This is a genomic window from Thermococcus prieurii, assembly GCF_054657655.1.
In genome coordinates, this window is the sequence record NZ_BAAHYH010000001.1 from 511,382 (window position 1) to 529,695 (window position 18,314).

General features: G+C 54.8%; 27 protein-coding genes. 13 read left to right on the top strand and 14 right to left on the bottom strand.

The genetic code is table 11. The annotated features are described in order from the left end of the window. The first annotated feature begins 42 nt into the window (after positions 1 to 42). From purB to ACYQ04_RS02955, 3 genes are all read left to right on the top strand, one after another. Positions 43 to 1,386 (top strand): adenylosuccinate lyase, encoded by a 1,344-nt coding sequence (gene purB, locus ACYQ04_RS02945; RefSeq protein WP_460127312.1) that lies wholly within the window; start codon positions 43 to 45, stop codon positions 1,384 to 1,386. A gap of 587 nt (positions 1,387 to 1,973) precedes the next feature. Further along, the gene (locus tag ACYQ04_RS02950) at positions 1,974 to 2,351 is read left to right on the top strand and encodes a hypothetical protein (protein ID WP_460127166.1); all 378 of its coding nucleotides are present in this window, start codon (positions 1,974 to 1,976) and stop codon (positions 2,349 to 2,351) included. 75 nt (positions 2,352 to 2,426) lie between these two features. After that, entirely contained in the window at positions 2,427 to 2,741 is a 315-nt protein-coding gene (locus ACYQ04_RS02955; protein WP_460127167.1) for a hypothetical protein, read from the top strand. 363 nt (positions 2,742 to 3,104) lie between these two features. On the opposite strand, the gene ACYQ04_RS02960 is transcribed toward ACYQ04_RS02955, so the two are convergent. Continuing rightward, positions 3,105 to 3,455, bottom strand: a complete 351-nt coding sequence (locus tag ACYQ04_RS02960) for a helix-turn-helix domain-containing protein (RefSeq protein WP_460127168.1) — start codon at positions 3,453 to 3,455, stop codon at positions 3,105 to 3,107. Positions 3,456 to 3,528: 73 nt separating this feature from the next. Between ACYQ04_RS02960 and ACYQ04_RS02965 the strand changes: the two genes are divergently transcribed. Continuing rightward, on the top strand, positions 3,529 to 3,984 hold the full coding sequence (locus ACYQ04_RS02965; RefSeq protein WP_460127169.1) for a 6-pyruvoyl trahydropterin synthase family protein: 456 nt from the start codon (positions 3,529 to 3,531) through the stop codon (positions 3,982 to 3,984). Here the strand turns inward: ACYQ04_RS02965 and ACYQ04_RS02970 are convergent. Then, entirely contained in the window at positions 3,981 to 4,505 is a 525-nt protein-coding gene (locus ACYQ04_RS02970) for a hypothetical protein (protein WP_460127170.1), read from the bottom strand. The genes ACYQ04_RS02965 and ACYQ04_RS02970 overlap by 4 nt on opposite strands. A gap of 54 nt (positions 4,506 to 4,559) precedes the next feature. Between ACYQ04_RS02970 and ACYQ04_RS02975 the strand changes: the two genes are divergently transcribed. Next, on the top strand, positions 4,560 to 4,982 hold the full coding sequence (locus ACYQ04_RS02975; RefSeq protein WP_460127171.1) for a PPC domain-containing DNA-binding protein: 423 nt from the start codon (positions 4,560 to 4,562) through the stop codon (positions 4,980 to 4,982). Here the strand turns inward: ACYQ04_RS02975 and ACYQ04_RS02980 are convergent. The 7 genes from ACYQ04_RS02980 to tsaA form a co-directional block, all read right to left on the bottom strand. Continuing rightward, positions 4,954 to 5,532 carry a DUF998 domain-containing protein gene (locus ACYQ04_RS02980; protein WP_460127313.1) on the bottom strand — a complete coding sequence of 193 codons (579 nt, stop codon included), beginning with the start codon at positions 5,530 to 5,532 and terminating at the stop codon, positions 4,954 to 4,956. The genes ACYQ04_RS02975 and ACYQ04_RS02980 overlap by 29 nt on opposite strands. A gap of 45 nt (positions 5,533 to 5,577) precedes the next feature. Beyond that, positions 5,578 to 6,369: an SDR family oxidoreductase gene (locus tag ACYQ04_RS02985; RefSeq protein ID WP_460127172.1), complete on the bottom strand. Its 792-nt coding sequence runs from the start codon at positions 6,367 to 6,369 to the stop codon at positions 5,578 to 5,580. Between the two features lie 36 nt (positions 6,370 to 6,405). Beyond that, a complete protein-coding gene (locus ACYQ04_RS02990; RefSeq protein WP_460127173.1) occupies positions 6,406 to 6,720 on the bottom strand; it encodes a nuclear hormone receptor family protein in 315 nt (104 codons plus the stop codon). A 36-nt stretch (positions 6,721 to 6,756) separates the two neighbouring features. After that, positions 6,757 to 7,227 (bottom strand): NifB/NifX family molybdenum-iron cluster-binding protein, encoded by a 471-nt coding sequence (locus ACYQ04_RS02995; RefSeq protein ID WP_099211463.1) that lies wholly within the window; start codon positions 7,225 to 7,227, stop codon positions 6,757 to 6,759. Between the two features lie 55 nt (positions 7,228 to 7,282). Next, positions 7,283 to 7,513, bottom strand: a complete 231-nt coding sequence (locus ACYQ04_RS03000; protein ID WP_460127174.1) for a hypothetical protein — start codon at positions 7,511 to 7,513, stop codon at positions 7,283 to 7,285. A gap of 38 nt (positions 7,514 to 7,551) precedes the next feature. Next, positions 7,552 to 8,157 carry a NifB/NifX family molybdenum-iron cluster-binding protein gene (locus ACYQ04_RS03005; RefSeq protein WP_460127175.1) on the bottom strand — a complete coding sequence of 202 codons (606 nt, stop codon included), beginning with the start codon at positions 8,155 to 8,157 and terminating at the stop codon, positions 7,552 to 7,554. A 65-nt stretch (positions 8,158 to 8,222) separates the two neighbouring features. Next, on the bottom strand, positions 8,223 to 8,603 hold the full coding sequence (gene tsaA, locus ACYQ04_RS03010; protein ID WP_460127176.1) for a tRNA (N6-threonylcarbamoyladenosine(37)-N6)-methyltransferase TrmO: 381 nt from the start codon (positions 8,601 to 8,603) through the stop codon (positions 8,223 to 8,225). Positions 8,604 to 8,825: 222 nt separating this feature from the next. Here tsaA and gapN point away from each other — a divergent pair, with 222 nt between their 5' ends. Next, on the top strand, positions 8,826 to 10,352 hold the full coding sequence (gene gapN / locus ACYQ04_RS03015; protein ID WP_460127177.1) for an NADP-dependent glyceraldehyde-3-phosphate dehydrogenase: 1,527 nt from the start codon (positions 8,826 to 8,828) through the stop codon (positions 10,350 to 10,352). A gap of 48 nt (positions 10,353 to 10,400) precedes the next feature. On the opposite strand, the gene ACYQ04_RS03020 is transcribed toward gapN, so the two are convergent. Next, entirely contained in the window at positions 10,401 to 10,589 is a 189-nt protein-coding gene (locus tag ACYQ04_RS03020) for a hypothetical protein (RefSeq protein WP_460127178.1), read from the bottom strand. Here ACYQ04_RS03020 and ACYQ04_RS03025 point away from each other — a divergent pair. The 5 genes from ACYQ04_RS03025 (at position 10,588) to ACYQ04_RS03045 (ending at position 14,554) form a co-directional block, all read left to right on the top strand. After that, the gene (locus ACYQ04_RS03025) at positions 10,588 to 11,538 is read left to right on the top strand and encodes an ABC transporter substrate-binding protein (RefSeq protein WP_460127179.1); all 951 of its coding nucleotides are present in this window, start codon (positions 10,588 to 10,590) and stop codon (positions 11,536 to 11,538) included. The two genes, ACYQ04_RS03020 and ACYQ04_RS03025, sit on opposite strands and share 2 nt — an antisense overlap. Next, on the top strand, positions 11,535 to 12,491 hold the full coding sequence (locus ACYQ04_RS03030; RefSeq protein ID WP_460127180.1) for a FecCD family ABC transporter permease: 957 nt from the start codon (positions 11,535 to 11,537) through the stop codon (positions 12,489 to 12,491). The genes ACYQ04_RS03025 and ACYQ04_RS03030 overlap by 4 nt, the downstream gene beginning before the upstream one ends. Next, on the top strand, positions 12,491 to 13,285 hold the full coding sequence (locus ACYQ04_RS03035) for an ABC transporter ATP-binding protein (protein ID WP_460127181.1): 795 nt from the start codon (positions 12,491 to 12,493) through the stop codon (positions 13,283 to 13,285). Before ACYQ04_RS03030 ends, ACYQ04_RS03035 begins: the two co-directional genes overlap by 1 nt. Beyond that, complete coding sequence (locus ACYQ04_RS03040) at positions 13,286 to 14,026, top strand: Rossmann-like domain-containing protein (protein WP_460127182.1); 741 nt, start codon at positions 13,286 to 13,288, stop codon at positions 14,024 to 14,026. 135 nt (positions 14,027 to 14,161) lie between these two features. Then, complete coding sequence (locus tag ACYQ04_RS03045) at positions 14,162 to 14,554, top strand: hypothetical protein (RefSeq protein ID WP_460127183.1); 393 nt, start codon at positions 14,162 to 14,164, stop codon at positions 14,552 to 14,554. Positions 14,555 to 14,572: 18 nt separating this feature from the next. On the opposite strand, the gene ACYQ04_RS03050 is transcribed toward ACYQ04_RS03045, so the two are convergent. The 4 genes from ACYQ04_RS03050 to ACYQ04_RS03065 are packed head-to-tail and all read right to left on the bottom strand — an operon-like array spanning position 14,573 to position 16,437. Beyond that, complete coding sequence (locus ACYQ04_RS03050) at positions 14,573 to 15,091, bottom strand: DUF2250 domain-containing protein (RefSeq protein WP_460127184.1); 519 nt, start codon at positions 15,089 to 15,091, stop codon at positions 14,573 to 14,575. Further along, positions 15,054 to 15,485: a methyltransferase family protein gene (locus tag ACYQ04_RS03055; RefSeq protein ID WP_460127185.1), complete on the bottom strand. Its 432-nt coding sequence runs from the start codon at positions 15,483 to 15,485 to the stop codon at positions 15,054 to 15,056. Before ACYQ04_RS03055 ends, ACYQ04_RS03050 begins: the two co-directional genes overlap by 38 nt. Positions 15,486 to 15,488: 3 nt before the next feature. Continuing rightward, a complete protein-coding gene (locus ACYQ04_RS03060; RefSeq protein ID WP_460127315.1) occupies positions 15,489 to 15,899 on the bottom strand; it encodes a NifB/NifX family molybdenum-iron cluster-binding protein in 411 nt (136 codons plus the stop codon). 55 nt (positions 15,900 to 15,954) lie between these two features. Further along, the gene (locus ACYQ04_RS03065; protein WP_460127317.1) at positions 15,955 to 16,437 is read right to left on the bottom strand and encodes a ferritin family protein; all 483 of its coding nucleotides are present in this window, start codon (positions 16,435 to 16,437) and stop codon (positions 15,955 to 15,957) included. Positions 16,438 to 16,543: 106 nt separating this feature from the next. On the opposite strand from ACYQ04_RS03065, the gene ACYQ04_RS03070 reads away from it, so the two are divergent. After that, positions 16,544 to 17,413, top strand: a complete 870-nt coding sequence (locus tag ACYQ04_RS03070; RefSeq protein WP_460127186.1) for a P-loop NTPase — start codon at positions 16,544 to 16,546, stop codon at positions 17,411 to 17,413. Next, positions 17,413 to 18,303 (top strand): nucleotide-binding protein, encoded by an 891-nt coding sequence (locus ACYQ04_RS03075; RefSeq protein WP_460127187.1) that lies wholly within the window; start codon positions 17,413 to 17,415, stop codon positions 18,301 to 18,303. Before ACYQ04_RS03070 ends, ACYQ04_RS03075 begins: the two co-directional genes overlap by 1 nt. Positions 18,304 to 18,314: the final 11 nt, after the last annotated feature.

The following is an 18,314-nucleotide window of genomic DNA, read 5'->3' on the forward strand; positions in this document are numbered from 1 at the left end:
AATGTTTTAATGCCAAGAATAATCATAAAAATGGTGATTGAGATGGCCGTTCACCCCATAGACTATCGCTACGGGAGCGAGGAAATGAGGCGCATCTGGGACGAGGAGAACAAGCTTCAAAAGCTCCTCGACGTTGAGGCCGCTCTGGCGAGGGCCCACGCGAAGCTCGGCAACATTCCCGAGGAAAGCGCCCGCGTGATTTCCGAGAAGGCCAGCACGGAGTGGGTGAAGCTCGAGCGCGTCAAGGAGATAGAGGCGGAGATACACCACGATATAATGGCCGTCGTTAAGGCCTTAAGCGAGGTCTGTGGTGAGCACGGGAAGTACGTCCACCTCGGCGCGACCTCCAACGACATAATCGACACTGCCAACGCGCTCCTCATAAAGGAGAGCCTTGAGCTCATCGAGCGCTACCTTAAGGAGCTCCGCGACGTGCTAATGAAGCTCGCCGAGGAGCACAAGTACACCGTCTGCATTGGCAGGACGCACGGACAGCACGCGGTTCCAACGACCTACGGCATGAAGTTCGCCCTCTGGCTCGACGAGGTTCAGAGACACCTTGAGAGAATTGAAGAGCTCAAGAAGCGCGTCCTTGTTGGCAAGATGCGCGGTGCCGTTGGAACCGCCGCTTCATTCGGGGAGAAGGCCCTCGAGATTGAGAGGCTTGTCATGGAGGACCTTGGCCTTAAGCCAGCGCTGATAACCAACCAGCTCGTTCCGAGGGACTTATACGCCGAGCTGATGGTGTTTCTGGCCCTGGTTGCTTCTACTCTCGACAAAATCGGCCTTGAGATTAGGAACCTCCAGAGGACGGAAATCCTTGAGGTCAGCGAGCCCTTCGGAAAGAAGCAGGTTGGCTCTTCGACGATGCCCCACAAGAGGAACCCGATAAGGACGGAGAAGGTCTGCGGTCTGGCGAGGGTTCTCTACTCGAACGTTATCCCCGCGCTTCTCAACAACCCGCTGTGGCACGAGAGGGACCTTACGAACTCCTCTGTCGAGCGCGTTATCCTGCCGGAGAGCTTCGTTCTTCTCGACGAGATGCTTCGCGTCACAATCCGCGTTCTCAAGGGCATTGAGTTCTTCCCCGAGAACATCGAGCGCAACCTATACCTGACGAAGAACCTCATCATGGCCGAACCACTGATGCTCAAGCTCGCCGAGAAAGGCATGGGCAGACAGGAGGCGCACGAGCTCGTCAGGCAATTGGCCATGAAGGCCTTTGAGGAGAGAAGGGACTTCCTTGAGGTTGTGAGGGAGAGCGAGGAAGTTAGGGAGTATCTAACCGATGAGGATTTGGCCTCGCTGAAGCCTGAGAACTACATTGGGATTGCTCCCCAGATAGTTGATAACGTGCTCCACTACGTCCGTGAGCGTTCCCTTTAATTTTTCTTTTACCTTACCACTAACTCTCTGGATTTTTGGGAGGGTGTTTACTGTTTATGTTCTTATTATATTTTGTAATTCTCTTAGTAATTTTATTATTTTTATTAGCATTTTTATAACACTCTAACTTTAGTTAGTTTTTTTCTAATTTTAAAAGAAGATTAAAACCTTTATATTAAGTAAATTTTAACATATGAAAAATTGTATAAAATCCAGAGAATCTACTTATTTAGTGGGTAAAATGCTGGCTGAAATATTTGGCTACCTGTCCCGCTTGCTCTTGCAGGGAAATCACACGTGGTGAAGCCTGCATCAATTCCAATTTTTCCTATTACAATTCATCGTGGTCAATGCTGCGGTTAACGTCTGGAAGGCTTAGATTTGTGAGGGGAACATAGAAAACACGGGGAGGGTGCCTTTGTTGTTTACCTCTAGAGATGAGTGGCAATACTGAAATGCCCTTCATGCGTTTCTCCTGCTAATGCACTTTTCTGGTCGTTGGTTTGAGATATAATATACCTTATATTGAAATTTTGTTTGGTGGTAATATTAACAAAATTTAAAAAGAAACCCCAAACATACAATTGGTGGATGTCGTGGGCGCAAAAAACTTGGTTGATAGTCCAGGAGTATATGAGAAGCTAACTCCGTGGGAGCCCCCTGAGATTCTGGAGCCATTAGCAACTTCCAAACTTAATTCCCTGCAGTTGAATAATACCCGTTCAAAACTTCCCCACTGGATACTAAAAACCCACATAGCCAAATGCTTAGCCCGTGGGACGGCAGTGTTAACAGAATGGACGATGGTCAATAAACGGTACGACCTTTATTTACCTCTTGAGAAGCTCAAAGTTGAAATAAAGTACTCGTGGGGTACACTCAGAACTATGGACGATACCAAGGGGACCGTGATATTTACGTCATTGTTGGCAAAAACGTATCCCCAGAGAAAATTGAACGCCTGAGCGAGCTCACCGGTTCGGTCTATATCCTCTACAGACTCGACTACGAAGAATTCTTCGTATATGGGGGGAGTTGAGATGGGCGAGTACAAACACCTTGGCCCCCTGGCGTGGGAGATTATAACGGCAAAGCTTGGAGAAGTTCTATTCGTAAAGAACCGCACCAAGCCTTTCTTCAAGGAGAATCCCCGCACGGGTGAGGTTGAGCTTGTCATTCCGCTTGGGTCTCTGAATCGGCTGGAGAGGGAAGTCCTGAAGGCGGTTGGGTATTCCCCCAAGCCTGTGAGGGTTGGAGATGGCGTCGTCATTGCGTTCGTTATACCTGCAAAGGAAGGGATTGCAATTGACCCCCGCCTGCCTGAGCTAATCCTTAAAGCGTATCGCGGTTCTTGATTTGGAATAAGAATATCTTTTTTGTTTATTGTTTCATATTTTCAACTTTTTCTTGTAGATCTTCTCTCTAATCTAATTTTATTTGGTTGTGTTAAAATTAGTATATACAATGAGAATTTCTAACCTAGCTTTAATAATTTTTATTTACAATCTTTTTTAGTAGTTAAAAGCTGTTTTATTAAGTTATAGCAATCAAAATAAAACAGGACACAATTTTAAAATTGCTAAAAGTAAAAACCCTCTGAAAATTTTAAAGCACCAAGCAATTAGGGTACCCTAAAATCAAAAAAGGCACGGAGAAGCGCCGTTTAACAAAAAGGGGTCGAAAAAACCGTTAAGAGGAAACTTTAAAGGTGCACAGCCTCAGACTTCCTCTTCAAATCTCCTGGGAACCTCGTTCCCTTGGGGCAAAATTATGAGCTCTCTTCCCTCAACGAGCATCTGGGCGACCTTCTTTCGGGCCGAATTGAGCGCCCTCCAGACGGTGCCACGGGAGACGCCCATTCTCTTTCCCGCCTCCTCCTGAGTCAACCCCTCGTAATCCACCAGCCTGAGGGCTTCAAACTCCTCATAGGTCATGAAAATCGGCGGTTTCGGCTGGCTAACCGGGGGCAACGCAGGATAGAAGTGCCTAACCTGGGGAATGAACCCAATCATTCTCATCTTCCGCCTTCTTCCTCTACCGCGTCCCCATCCGGATCCTCCCATCGGCATTTTCCGGCCTCCTTTTGTCAGATTTGTCCAGTTAGAGTTATAACCTTAACGGGGAAGCCCAATCGGTGGGAGCATGTTCAGGCTCGTGGAGAGAAAAATCGGCTGGCACAAGGATTTCGACAGCTCGCATTTCCTCGCGTTACCATACGACAGTAAGTGTCTCAGGATTCACGGACACACCTACAACGTGGACGTGGAAATCTGGGGTGAGCTGAACGAGAACGGCATGATTTTCGACTTCAACCACCTCAGCAACCTCATAAAAAGGCTCGACCACAGGATTCTCGTCAGTGAGGATTGGGTCCTCGAGAGGGGGGACGGTAGAGTCGTGGTCGAGAAGAACGGCAAGAGGCTCGAACTGCCCGAGGACGAGGTGGTAATCCTCGACAAGCCCAACGTTACAGCTGAATACATAGCCGAGTGGTTCGCGGAGAGAATAGCGGAGAAGGCCGGGGAGAACGTGAAGCGAATCCTCGTTAAGGTCTGGGAGGACCCGAGGAGCTACGCGCAGGTAGTCCTCGAGCGTTAGCTTTCTTCAATCTTCTTCCTCAGCTCCATAGCCCGCTCAAGAAGCTCGTCGTAATACTCGTCGTCGAACTTTTCGGAAGCTTCCCTTGCGAGGTCTTCGATAAGTTTTGCATACGCCAGAGCGGTCTCCCTGTCTTCATGCTCCGCTATCATGGGCACCATGCTCACGAGGTAGCCTATGAAGGAGCCAAGAACCCTGTCCCAGTCCTCCCCGAAGCCGTTCTCGTTGAGCCAGCCCTTGAGCGTCAGGAACACCTTTACCGCAGGTTTAACAACGGCATACTCGTTGAAACGGCGGTAGCGTATGAGCAGGTACTGGAGGAGTGAGAGGAGAACCTGACCAACGGCTTCCTTACCAACTGCCCCTTCCGCAAACCGCTGAAAGGCGGGAAGGCCTTTCTCTCCACTTTCGAGGAAAGCTGTAAGTAAGTTTGGATACGGTGGCGCGTACTGGCTGAAGTCGACATCGTTCAGCTCCTCAAGCTCTGGCAGGATTGCGAGCAGTGCCTCCTTGGTCTTCATCGAACCACCCAAAGCGTTAAAGAGTGGCAGTCTTATTAGCTTTGAGGTGGAAGCATGGAGTTCAAGCCGGGGCGAATTTTCCTGCTCAGGGTTCCCGAGGGGGAGGACCTGCTCTATTTTGTAAACAGGTTCGCGGAGGAGAAGGGAATAAAGACGGCGATTGTTAAGGGCATAGGTTCGCTCAGGAACCCGGTCGTGGGCTACTACTCGGAGGAAACTCGCGGCTATAAGCGGATTGAGCTCGTGGGAACCTTCGAGCTGCTGACCCTGCTCGGCAACGTCAGCATCAAGGATGGGCGGCCCTTCGCGCACCTCCACGTCACCCTGGGCAACGCCAGCGGCGACGTTTTCGGGGGACATTTGATTAGGGGAGAGGTCTTCGTCGCGGAGCTGTATGTGCAGGAACTCCTGGGGGAGCCGCTGGTGAGAAAAGAGAGGGGGAACAACCTCAGCCTTTGGGACGAGGAGCCCCTCTGAACTTTTTCCACATTACTGTGTAGTGCCACGCAATCACTCCAAAGACGCCGACGAACTCTGCCGGTGCTATCCCTGGGAAGCTGTTCTTCGCCCAGAGGGCCAGCGCCCAGCCGACTGTGAAGAGGGCTATGCTGAAGACCGCAAGCTCCTTTTCTCCAGAGAGACCCATTCCAATACCAGTGATTAGAAAACCGAGGCTCGAGAACACAAAAAAGCCCCAGCTGACGTAGTAGTGGGGGCTCGTTCCCTCCGGGAAGATGCCGATTAATGCGAGGAAGGCTAGTCCAGCGATGAAAACTCCAATCCCGAGCTTTTCGATGGTGTTGCTGACTTCTCCGATGAGACCGACCGCGTAGTAAATCGCCAAAACGGCAGAAACTATGAGCGAGACGTTGAGGATCCAGTTGTGGGGCAGGCCGAGCTTTCCGAGGTCACTTATCGCGTTGTCGGTGAGCCTCCACCACGAGCGATTTATGAGAATCGCCGTCCCTATGCCTGTGAGGGCCACTATTGGCGCAAAAATCCCAGCAAGGAGCTGACTTCGATTCATAGCCACCACGTTAACGTACTGTAGAAGAATTGAAAAGGATTTGCTTCAGAAGACCGAGTTCAGCCTCCCTCCGTCAACGGGAATCATCGCGCCGTTGATGTAGCTTCCCAGGTCACTCGCAAGGAATGCAACGAGGTAACCTATTTCCTCGGGCTCGCCAAGCCTTCCGAGGGGTATCGGCTTCGCGTAGTCCCTCAACGCTTCTTCGACGCTCTTTCCCTCCCTCTCTGCCCTGTCCTGGGCGAGCTGAATCATTCTGTCGGTCCTGATTATGCCGGGCATTATTCCGTTGACAGTTATGCCCTTTGGCCCGAGTTCCTTTGCGAGGGTCCTCACGAGGCCCGCCATCGAGATTCTGACGACGTTGCTGAGGGCAATGTTGGGAATCGGCTCTCTTATGGCGACGCTGGTGGAGTAAACTATCCTGCCAAAGCCCTTCTTTTCCATCGCGGGAACGAGGGCCTTGGTGAGGTAGACCGCCGGGTAGAGGAGCAGTTTGACGGCGCTTTCCCAGTCTTCCATGTCCATCTCCATGAAGTAGCCCGGCCTAGGCCCACCGGTCGAGAAGAAGAATATGTCCGGCTCCCCTATGTTTTCGAGCTCCATAACCGTTCTCTCAAGGTTCTCTCGCTTCGTGAGGTCTGCGACTATGTAGTGCACCTCGACGTCGCTTTCATTCTTTATCTTTTCCCGCGCCTTTTTGAGGTTCTCCTCACTCCTTGAGAGAAGGATTACGTCAGCGCCGGCCTTTGCCAGAACCCTCGCGACGCCGAAGCCTATGCCCTTGCTCGAGGCGGTTGTGAAGGCCAGCCTTCCGGAGAGGTCTATACCCAGCATGGTATCACCAATGAAGTTTTATCTTTGGGCATAAAATTATTTCTCGTAGAAAACTCGGTAGTGCTGGACGTATTTTTCTTTTTCAAGAAGGAATTCGTCGTCCTCGGGGTAATACTTTGCCAGCTCGGGGTTTTCGCCGGCGAAGCGCTTTATGGCATCCATAGAGTCCCAGACCGTTATGAGGAGAAAGTGGGCAACGTCTCCTTCATCTTTTCTCGTGAAGTAGAGCTTCAAAAGGCCATCAACGGAGCCGTAGTCCGGAACCGCCCTCTCGATGAGGAACTTTTCATATTCATCGGCCTTCTCAATCGGAACCTTCCCGTGCCAGAGCCTGACAATCGCCATGGGCATCACAGGATATGTGGAAAACAGGAGATATAAAAGGGTTCAGTACCAGCCGCCCCTTCCGCGGCCCATACCGCGACCTCTTCCCATTCCTCCACCGCGACCCATGCCTCTGCCCATGCCACGGCCCATTCCCATGCCCCCGCCGGGACCCATTCCTGCCCCTCCCTGGATTCCGGGCTGGAGTTCACCGCGGAGGAGCGCCTCAACGGCTTCCCTGACGGTCATGGTCGGGGGAGCTGAGTACATTCTTATGCCTGCCGCCTGAAGGACGCCGTAGGAGTTTGGCCCGAACTGGCCCGCTATTACTGCATCAGCTCCCTGGTCAATGGCGAACTGCGCTGCGGTAACGCCTGCTCCCCTCGGCTGAGAGTAGCCGGGGTTCGGAACAACTTGGACGTTCACTATCTCCCCGTTCTCGACGTCGACAATCGTAAAGGTCGGAGTTCTTCCAAAGGCCTGGTTAACGCGGTCGTCGAGTCCGCCGTTTATCGTGGACACGATAATCCTCACTCACATCACCTCCGCTTGATTTAGGTAACCCGAACTTAAAAAATTTTGCATAGGCTCAAAAAGGCCCGCAGAACCGGAAACGGTTTCCCCTCAGGAACGAGCGGAGGAGCAACAACACGACGAGTCCGAGGGCGTACGGAAGGGCGACTATGAAGAGCTTGAACAGGAAGTAGATTATCCCGAGCAGGATTAGCAGGTCGAGGATTCCGTAGAAACCCCCAAACGGGTAAAAGGTTCTGCCGTAGTAACCTCTCCTTCCGTAGCCCCTGCTCATTCCCCGCGGCATCTTTAAACCTCCAGCCAATTAAAAAGAAAGAAGAGAACTCACCACCAGCCGTAGAGCCAGCGGAGGGTTCTCCTGCTTGGCTGGCCGGTCCAGGGGCAATAGCCGAGCCTCGCGCCCCAGCCCCTTCCTCCTCTGCCCCATCCACGGCCCCATCCGCGTCCTCTTCCCCAGCCGCGACCCCAGCCTCTTCCCCAACCGTAGCCGAAGCCGTAGGCGGGGTAAGCCGGATAGACCGGTGCGGCTGGAGCCACTGGAGTTGTCGGAGCGGCAGGATACGGTCCGTAGGCCGGCGCCGGGGCGGCGGTGCTCGGGGCGCTTCCGCTGGTAACGGCTTTGATGGCTTCCTCGACGGGAGTTCCCGGGGCGACCTGGTAGAGCCTTATGCCCGCGGCCTGGATGGCCCCAAGGGCGTTCGGGCCGACCTGCGGTGCAACTATCGCCTCAACGCCCTCGTTGATGAGAGTCTGGACTGCCAGCGGTCCGGCACCTCCAGCGGCGTTCATGGCAGGGTTCTGGATGACCTTCTCGTTGGTGACGTTGCCGTTCTCGTCAACGTCAACTATGAGGAACGCGGGCGCCCTCGCGAAGACGGGAGCAACCGTATCGTTCAGTCCTCCTCCGTTGGTAGGTATCGCAATCTTCATCTTTGCCACCTCCTTCCTTCTGTTATTTTGTGCATATGCACAGACTTATAAACTTTTCGGCGACCCTAACGCGTGAAGCGCCCGTCGTCCCTTGCCTCGGGAAGTTTGTGAACGTTTTTCTCAAGCCATCCGATTCTTTCAACCCGGTGAACATCGAATTCCGGCACGTAGGGCTTTATATCAAGCAGGGGAGTCCCATCGAGGACGTCAATGTTCTCCACAGTGAGCCGCCTTCTCCGAACTTCGAGCAAACGCACAACGGAGAGCCCTATCGGGTTCGGTCTGCCCGGCGCCCTCGTCGCAAAGACGCCGTGCTCCTCATTGTCCATGTATGGCCTGACGGTTAGCCTTCCAGGCCTCGCGAGGTGGAAGTGGTAAATCAGGATTATGTGCGAGAAGCCCTCGATGTCCTTCAACCCATCCGCGTACTCCGGGAACACGCCCACTTCCCTCGAATCCCCTTCGCGGCTGAAGGTTGAATTGATACTCCCCTGGGCTCCCGGAAGGGGCTGTAAATGACCACGATCAGCGGCGGATTTCCATCGGCACCACGTTTCCACTTGCGGTTCCGACTTAAGCGCATTTGGGTAAACAATAATGCTTATCAAAAACAGAAATGTTTGCGAAAAACGTTTAAACTCAAGCTCGGTATCACTTTGGGTGATACTATGGTAGGTCCCTTCAGACCGAAGTCCGAGCTCTTCCGTGAGGTGTGGCGCGAGGGAGAGGACGGCGTTCCCGAGTTTGCCACCTACGTGGATGGGGAGTGGCTGTTCACCGGCAGAACTGCAGAAGTCAGGAGCCCGATTGACGGGAGCGTCATAGCGAGGATAAGCCTCGCCGACGGCGACCTCGCGAGGAAAGCCGTCTCCACGGCATACGAGAGGGGCAGGTCTGCCATCAGGGAGACTCCCGGGGACAGGCGCGTCAAGGCTTTCCTGAAGGCTGCAGGAATGCTGGGGGAGGCCATCGACGACTTCGTTACGGCTCTCGTCCTTGACGCCGGGAAGCCCCTCTCCAACGCGAGGGGCGAGGTCAGGGCGACGGTTGAGAGGCTTGAGAAGACGACGATGGAGTTCAGGAAGCTCGTCGGCGACTACATACCCGGTGACTGGAGTGAGGAAACGCTGGAGAGCGAGGACATAGTCAAGAGGGAGCCCTACGGGGTGGTTTTGGCGATAAGCCCCTACAACTATCCGCTCTTCATCTCGGCCACGAAGGTGATACCCGCGCTCCTCGCCGGAAACGCGATCCTGCTCAAGCCGGCCTCCCTCGACCCGCTCGCGCCGCTGCTCTTCACGAGGGTTCTCCAGCTCGCCGGGGTTCCCCCCGAGGCGTACCAGCTCCTCACGATCCCGGGAAGGCTCATGGACTCCGTCGTCGCGGACAGGCGCATAAGGGCGGTCACGTTCACCGGCAGCACCGAGGTCGGGGAGCACATCCTCGCGGTCGGGGGAATAAAGGCCTACCACATGGAGCTCGGCGGCAAGGACCCGGCCATAGTGCTCGATGACGCACCGCTCGAGGAGACCGTCGAGAAGCTTGTAAAGGGCATGGTGAGCTACTCCGGCCAGAGGTGCGACGCGATAAGGCTGATCATAGCGGAGGGCGGCATCTACTCCGACCTCAGGGCAAAACTCGTCGAGGAGCTGTCAAAGATAGAGCCCAGGAACTCGCTCGAGGACGAGAACGCCGTGATGGGTCCGCTGATTGACGAGAAGAGCGCCGAAGCGATTGAAGAAGTCTACAGGGATGCTGTGGACAAGGGCGCCGTTCCGCTGACGAAGTTCAGGCGCGAGGGGACCTACGTCTGGCCGGTCCTCCTTGAAGTGGACAGGGAAACGCTTCCGAAGCTCAGGGCATTTCAGGAGGACGTCTTTGGTCCGCTGACGCTCCTCGTTAAGGTCAGGAGCGACGAGGAAGCGATAGGCGTTGCCAACTCCTCCCGCTTTGGGCTCGACGCGGCGGTCTTCAGCGGGAGCGACGAGCGCGCGAGAAAGGTCGCGAGGAAGCTTGAGGTTGGCGCGGTGTTCATCAACGAGTTCCCGAGGCACGGCATAGGCTACTACCCCTTCGGCGGCATGAAGGACAGCGGAATCGGCAGGGAGGGAATAGGCTACTCCCTCGAGACCCTCACGACGACGAAGACCATCATCAAGAACTACAGGGGCAAGGGCATCTGGGATTACATCTAATGATGTAAACACTTTCGTTTACTTAAATTTTTTTGTTTACGCAAATTGTTAAAAATATGCCGCGAGACTTATGTTGGTGGTCCCAGTGGGATGGTCGAAGACAAGGGAAGCCCTGACGTTGACGTTGGTGTTTCTGGTTGTTTTGTCGGTGTTCTCAAGCGGGTGCATCTCCAGTTCGGGAACGCAGAAAACCTCCACGGGCACATCTTCTTCAGGATACCTCACCGTCACGGACATGTCTGGGAATTCCGTCAAGATTAAAGAGCCCGTTAATAGGGTAGTCTCGCTCTATGGGATAGCCACTCAGGTTATCTATCTCTTCGGCGTCACTCAGGGAAAGAAAGTGGTCGGGAGCACGCCCCTCGCGCTGCACGACGGGTTCATTCATCTGATAGACCCCGGGTCTGGGAAGAGGATGGTTTTCGTAGGCAGTCCACGCAAGGCAAACGTTGAGACGATAGAAAAACTCAACCCGGGGGTCGTTTTCACGGCATACTGGGGGGACCCGCGGCTGAACGAGCAGATTGAGTCACTCGGCATTCCCGTCGTGGTTCTCAACCTTGAGAGCGTTAAGAACTTCACAAAGGGTGTTGAGATAATCGGTAAGATTCTCGGGGAGGAGAAGAAGGCGAGTGAGATAGTATCTTTCTACGAGGGGGCGGTGTCATTTGTGACGAACAGAACCTCGAAGTTGCCCGATTCAAAGCGTCCAAGGGTCCTCCTACTCGAGTACAGCATGAAGGACAAGGTCTTCAAGGCACCGGGCAGGGACTTCTTCCAGAACAGGCTGATAGAAATGGCGGGAGGAATCAGCGTCTCCGCGAACCTCCCAGGTGGATGGAACGTCGTGAACGCCGAACAGGTTGCCAAGTGGGACCCTGACATCATAATAGTGGTAAGCTACTGGCCGAAGTTCCCGGCAACAAAGGCTAAGGAGGAGATACTCAGTGACCCTGCATGGAAGGCCGTGAAGGCCGTGGAGGATGGGAAGGTCTACGCGATGCCCAACGACGGGGAGAGCTGGGACTTTGGGCCGAAGTGGGTCCTTGGTCTCTACTGGATGGCGAAGCTCTTCCATCCATCCTTCTTCAGCGACTTGAACGTTACCGCAAAGGCCGACCAGCTTTACAGCGAATTCTACGGGATAAACCCGAAGGAGGTTAAAATAGTCGGGGATATGCCATGAGGAGAGGTTTTCTCTATTCACTGATTTTTTCACTGGTTTTCCTGCTTTACCTGCTCACCGGCAGGTACCTTTTCCTACCCCTTCATCCAAACGGGGTTGAGAGGACGATACTTGTGGACATACGCCTGCCCCGGGCAGTGGCCGTTTCCTTATCTGGAGCGGCCCTTGCAACTGCGGGGCTTGCCCTCCAGAACGTTTTCAGAAACCCTCTGGCGGGCCCCAACATCGTTGGAGTTACCAGCGGCTCCGCCTTTGGGGCAGTTCTGGCGATTCTGTACCTCGGATTTAACCCGCTAACAATACAGCTTTCCGCGTTCATTGGGGGAATCCTCGCCCTGGTCATAGTGTGGAGACTGCAAAGGCTAATTCGTGGGGGGACCCTGGGCCTCGTTCTCGTTGGCATGGCGGTTTCAGCGCTCTTCCAGGCCTTCGTCGGGTTCGCCAAGTACGTTGCGGACCCCTACAACAAGCTCCCCGCGATAACCTTCTGGCTCCTCGGTAGCTTTGCAGGCGTGAGGTGGGGTGATATCGTTCCCTTCGCCGTGCCGATGCTCATAGGAACGGTCGGGATAATCCTATTCCGATGGCCGCTTAACGTCATGAGCCTCGGCGATGAGGCCAGGGCTCTCGGGCTCGATGTTGGAAGGTTCAGGACCATCTTCATAGGGCTCTCGACCCTATCAATCTCCGCAACGACTGCCGTCGCCGGCATGGTCGGATGGGTTGGCCTGATAGCTCCCCATGTGGCGAGGCTGACTGTGGGCCACGACAACCGCTCCCTCGCTCCCGCCATCGCTCTGGCAGGGGCCGTTATCATGCTGATATGCGATGACATCGCCAGAAGCCTCACTCCGGGGGAGATTCCAATAGGAGTGGTGACGTCCCTCGTTGGCGGTCCGCTCCTCCTTCTGGTTCTATCTAAGAGCAACTACATCGTCAGGAGGCGTTGGTGATGCTGAACGTCAGCGATGTGAGTTTTTCCTACGGCAGTGGGGCGGTGCTGAGGGACGTGACTTTCGAGCTCGACGGTGGGGTTGGCTGTCTGCTCGGCCCCAATGGGGCTGGAAAGAGCACCCTGCTAAAGTGCATTGCCGGCGTGCTGGCGCCCCAGAAGGGGAGTATAGAGCTAGACGGGGTTGAGCTGACCTCCCTTGATTACCGGGAGCGCGCGAGGCTTGTGAGCTATGCGCCCCAGGAGTTCAACGTTGCCTTCCCCTACCGCGTTATCGACGTTGTTCTGATGGGAAGAAACCCCCACGTGAACCCTCTATGCGGGCCGGGGGATGAGGACCTTCGGATTGCACTCGATGCCCTTGGGAATCTTGGCCTTGAAAAACTCGCGGAAAGACCGTTCAGCGAGCTCAGCGGCGGTCAAAAAAGACTCGTCATAGTGGCGCGTGCCATTGCTCAGGGCGGCAGGCTCCTCCTCTTTGACGAGCCGACTTCTTTCCTCGACTTCAGGAACCAGTACCTCGTACTCTCCTCGATACAGAAAATCTCGAAGGAGCTCGATAAACTGACCCTCCTCTCCCTCCACGACCCGAACCAGGCTCTCGAGTTCTGCGACGTTATCTTCATGATGCGGCAGGGGCGAATCGTGGGATGGGGTCCAACCGAAGTAGTGACCCCGGGGGACATTTCACGCTTATACGATATGGATGTTGTGGAGCTGAGGGCTGATGGGAGGAGGTTAATCCTTCCAGGCAAAGGTTTTATTGAAGCAAAACGATGGATTGGAGGTGGTTGAATGTTGCTCGGAAAAATCAAGCGCGAAGCTTTGAGGCTCGCCAACGGCCTTGAGCTGGTGGACTTTGGATTTGCACTTCCCTACACGTGGGTTTTGGTCGAGGGTCCCGAAGGCAGGGCCCTTGGCGTTGCGATGACCCTGCCCGAGGAGGTGCAGCGCTACCGAAACTCGATAACCGAACCCTCGCTCGAGGCCTTCATAGGGAAGGCCGACAGTATAAACGCCATCGAGAGGACGCTCGGGCTCGCGGCCATAAACGCGGTCTCGCAGTACCACATAGACCTCAGCGGCGCGGAGTGGGGTGACGTGCTCGAGCTGATTCCCGAGAACTCCGGAAAGGTCGCCTTAATCGGCAACATGCCACCCCTCGTGAGGGAGCTGAGGGAGAAGGGTTATGAAATCTACGTCTTTGAGAGGAACGCCCGCCTCTGGGACAAGGACACGTTCAGCGATGCCCTCGAGTATCACCTCCTGCCGGAGATGGACGCGGTGATAGCGAGCGCCACCTGCCTCGTGAACGGGACGATAGACATGCTCCTTGACAGGGCAAAGAGGGCGGGGCTCTTCGTCCTGACAGGGCCGACGGGCCAGCTTCTGCCGGAGTTCCTCCGGGGAACCGGCGTGACACATCTCGCCGCGATGAAGGTTGTTGATATCAAGAGGGCTCTCCTCGGCCTCAAGCTCGGCTCCTTTAAGGGCTTCGAAGAGGGAAACAGGAAGTACGTGGTCGAGGTCATGTAAATATAGCGCCATTCAAAAAGAGCGGAACGATGGGGGACCATCCTGTATAGCAGTGAACTTTTCCATAACTGAGTTGTACAATAACAAAATTTATAACGAACGGTAGGCATTGGCATATGAAGGAGGTGACACATCATGAAAAAGCTTGCGGGAATGCTCCTTCTCTTGATTCTCGTTGCAGTGCCAGTGACCGCCGCGGCATTCTCACCGCAGTCTGCTTCAACGGTTGCAGGACTCACACTCAGGTACTACAGGAGCTACACCTCAATGGTCCAGACGTTTAACTCCACGTACCAGAAGGCGGTACAGGTGGGCGTTGATAACCAGACCCTTTCCAAGGCCCTTGCACTTTACGAAAACGCCACCAAGGAAATCGCAGTCGCAAAGAACCTCTCAAACGGCGGTTGCATCCTTGCCAGCCTTGGGGACTACTTCGTGTTCCTTCACGTTAGGCTTGCCTACGTTGACATCACCAACGCAATTAATCTCCTGCAGAATGCAATTGCCGCAAGGGAGAACGGGAGCTGATTCAGGCTTTTCGTTTTCTCATTTCATAACGAACTCCCACAGCCTCTTGAAGAACTCCGTTTTCCTTCCCTTTTCCGTAACGAAGCGGAAGACCTTGAGCTCCTCGATTGTGTCGTCGTTGAGTTGAACCTTTCTGCCCGCTTCCCTCACGTCCCTGCTTCCTGCAAGGGCGTTAACGACCTTCCAGCCGTCGGGAAAGAGGGCGTTGAAGTACCGCTTAAGCCACCTCTCGTCAATGGAGCGGACGAAGAGCTCGCCCTCGCGGGATAGATGGTAGTAGGTATGGTGCTTGTGAACCTCGAAGGCCTTCTTGAAACGTGCCCTGCTCCTCTTTATCGCGCTCCCTGAGTCGCGTTCGATGAGTCCCAGCTCAAGGAGGTCCTTTATCGCATCTTCGATTAGCTCAAGCGGTAAACCGCTCACCTTCGCCATCATCTTGGCGTAATCAACTCCTGCTTTCTTCAGATGAACGAGAACGTAGAGGTGAACCGGCAGGAGCTCAAAGCCTCGGTAGGAACCGGGGCGTTCTCTCTGCATATTCCCGCCACCCATCGCCGAATCGCTCCTCAAGGACCTTCTCCTCATCGCCTATAAACTTCACCACGGCGAACCAGTAAACAAGGGGTAAGCCGAGCATAAAGCCACCGACGGCAAGGGAGAAGCCGGGGATTATCAGGAAACCCCAAATGGAGTATATCGGGTGCCTGACGCGGGAGTAACAGCCGTCCGTCAGCAGTTTTCCTTCCCTGTAAGCCATTGAAACCTGAAAGTAGCAGATGAGCCACAGTGCAACTCCGACGATAACGAGAACTGCCCCGACTTCCGGGAATCTCGGAGTTCGGAGTCCAAGGGCGGAGTTCAGGTAGAAGGTGAGGAGCGCATAGGGAAAAGCGAAAAGCGCCACCTTCGGCTCTATGCCCCAGAAGCGCATGGCTCACTCCTCGATTGGTGGCTTTTCGGCCTTCTTTGCCTGCACCTGCTCCCAGAGGTCGTCGAAGTTCTCAATGAGCCTCTGCAGGGCGAGCTTCAAATCCCTCGTCCTCGTGAAGAAGGCGACCTTGTTGGTCTTGTCGCGAATCCTCAGGAAGTTCGGCCCCATTCTGAACGCGGCAAGAACGTCAACGTCAAGGAGCTGGCTCACCACCGCTTTAAACTTCCTCGGGTCACCGTGGCCCTCGTCGTGCTCCTCTTCAAAATCTTTAGCTTTGTTCGGCCTCTTCTCGATGAGCCTCACGCTCCCGTCTTCACAGACCTCGTAGATTGCGAAGAACTCGGAGTCGCCGTAGTGCGCATCAATGAGCTTCTCGTCGTCCTCCATTCCGAACGCGACCTTGAGGCACCTCATGAGCATCACCGGTGAAAGCTCGAAAGGCCCTTTAAAAAGATTTAGGGGAGCCTAATCACAGGTCGATGTCCTCGAACCACTGCTCGATTAAATCCTCTGGAATCTCCTCCTCTTCAACGTTCTCCTGCATGAACTCCCACATCTCAAGGTGCCTCCTCAGGATTTCGGCGTGCTCCCTGCTTATCTCCGCCAGCCAGCGGAAGAGCCTCCTTGCCTTTTCTGATTTGGCCCTCATGCTCAGCTCCGAGTAAAGCCTTGCCGTCGCTTCCTCGGCGTCGATGGCGTAGCGGTAGTAGTCCTCAACGGTCGCTTCTGGGTCGGCGAGTGCCTTCTCGAGGAACTCAAGGGCAACCTCGACTTCCTTCAGTCCCCTCGTGTCTGCAGGTATCTCAACGCCCTCGAGGAGCTTCGCGTTCCTCTCGGCGTGGCTCGCGAGCAGTTTAAGGTCGTCCTTAAAGTCCCTTGGGACGAGCGGAATCAATGCCCTGTAAACTTCGGCCTTCTTTTTCTCTATCCTAACGACGCTCTCCATACCCATCACCGAGTTTTAATAACCTTAAGTGAATAAAAATCTTTCGCGACTTTCGTGATTATGCACAAAGCTTAAAAGGAATTCGGCTTCCCTAATTTCCGGAGGTGAGAGCTTGCAGATAGCCGTGAGCGGTGGAAAGGGAGGAACCGGAAAGTCAACAGTCGCGATTAACCTTGCGGTCGAGCTTGCGAGGCGCTTCAAGCTGGTCTTAGCTGACTTGGACGTAGAGGCGCCGAACGACCACCTGCTCCTCGGCGTTGAGCTGGCCAGCGAGGAGCCTGTGAACCAGTTCATGCCGAAGTTCGACTACTCAAAGTGCACCAAGTGCAGGAAGTGTGCAGAAGTCTGCGAGGAGCACGCGATAATAACCCTCAAGGACGGGACGCCCTTCCTCATGCCGAACCTCTGTTCGGGCTGTCGGGCCTGTGAAATAGTCTGCCCCGTTCCGGGGGCGATTCTGGAAGCCTTCCGCGTCATCGGCCACACCTACGTGACGGAAACGCCCTACGGCTTCACCCTCGTCACGGGGAAGCTTAGGGAAGGCGAGGAGCGCTCTATGCCCCTCGTCGTCGAGGCCAAGAAGAGGGCCAGAAACCTCGACTACGAGCTCCTGATGGTTGACACGGCGGCAGGAACCGGCAACACCGTCTCGAAGGCCATAGAGGGGTCGAAGCTCCTCATCGCGGTAACCGAGCCGACCCCGCTCGGAATCCACGACACCGAGCTGATTCTAAAGCTCGGAAAGCTGATGAAGCTTAAGACATGGGTCGTGGTCAACCGCTCGGACCTCGGCGACGTTGAGAAGGTCAGGGAGATAGCTGAAAGCTACGGCGCTGAGGTCGTTGCTGAAATCCCCTACAGCGAAAACATCGTGAGGAGCTACGTAAGCGGAAGGCCTGTGGTGCTTGAAAACGTTCCCGAGGCGAAAATCTTCCGCGAGCTGGCCGAGAAGGTTGCCGACTTCCTCGGGGGTGGTGAGTGATGCAGGTAGCGATTGCGAGCGGTAAGGGTGGCGTCGGGAAGAGCACGATAACGGCGTCGCTCCTCTACTTCCTGAAGGATAGGTACAGGCTCATAGCGGTTGATGCGGATGCCGAAGCACCTAACCTCGGCCTTCTCCTCGGCGTTGAGGAGTGGGAGGAAGAGAGGGAGCACATAGGAGCGAAGGTGGCTAAGATAAACACCGAGACCTGCGTCCGCTGTGGAATCTGCTATGAAAGATGTCCATACGAGAGCATCTACATTGACGAGGACGGCAACTACGTCGTCAACGAGCTCACCTGCGAGGGTTGCAACGTCTGTGGCCTCGTCTGCCCAGTTCCGGGCACTATAACCCTTGAGCAGGCCCGCTCCGGCGTCATCAGGAAGGCAACTACCAAGTACGGATTCCCAATAATCTCGGCCCAGCTCGACGTCGGAAGGCCCGAGAGTGGTAAGCTCGTCACCGAGGAGAAGGAGTGGGCGAAGAAGCTGATGGACGAGCTCAACCTGGAGCACATGATAGTTGACTCCGCTGCTGGAATTGGCTGTCAGGTGATAGCGAGCATAGGCGGGGCCGATTTGACGATACTGATTGCCGAGCCTACTCCCGCCTCGCTCAGCGACGTTCAGAGGGCTTACAAGGTCGTCCAGCACTTCAGGCAACCTGCTTACCTGATAATCAACAAGGCCGACCTGAACCCGGGCTTTACCGCCCTTAAGGAGTGGGCCGAGGCCGAAGGGATTCCCGTTATCGGAGAGGTCCCCTACGACAAGGCCATTCCGAAGAGCATGGCGATGCTTAAGCCGGTTGTCGAGGCCTTCCCTGACAGCCCGGCGAGCAAAGCGCTCAAGGAGATTGCCGAGAGAATCGCTGAGGAAATCCTCGGTTGATTCCCCTTTTC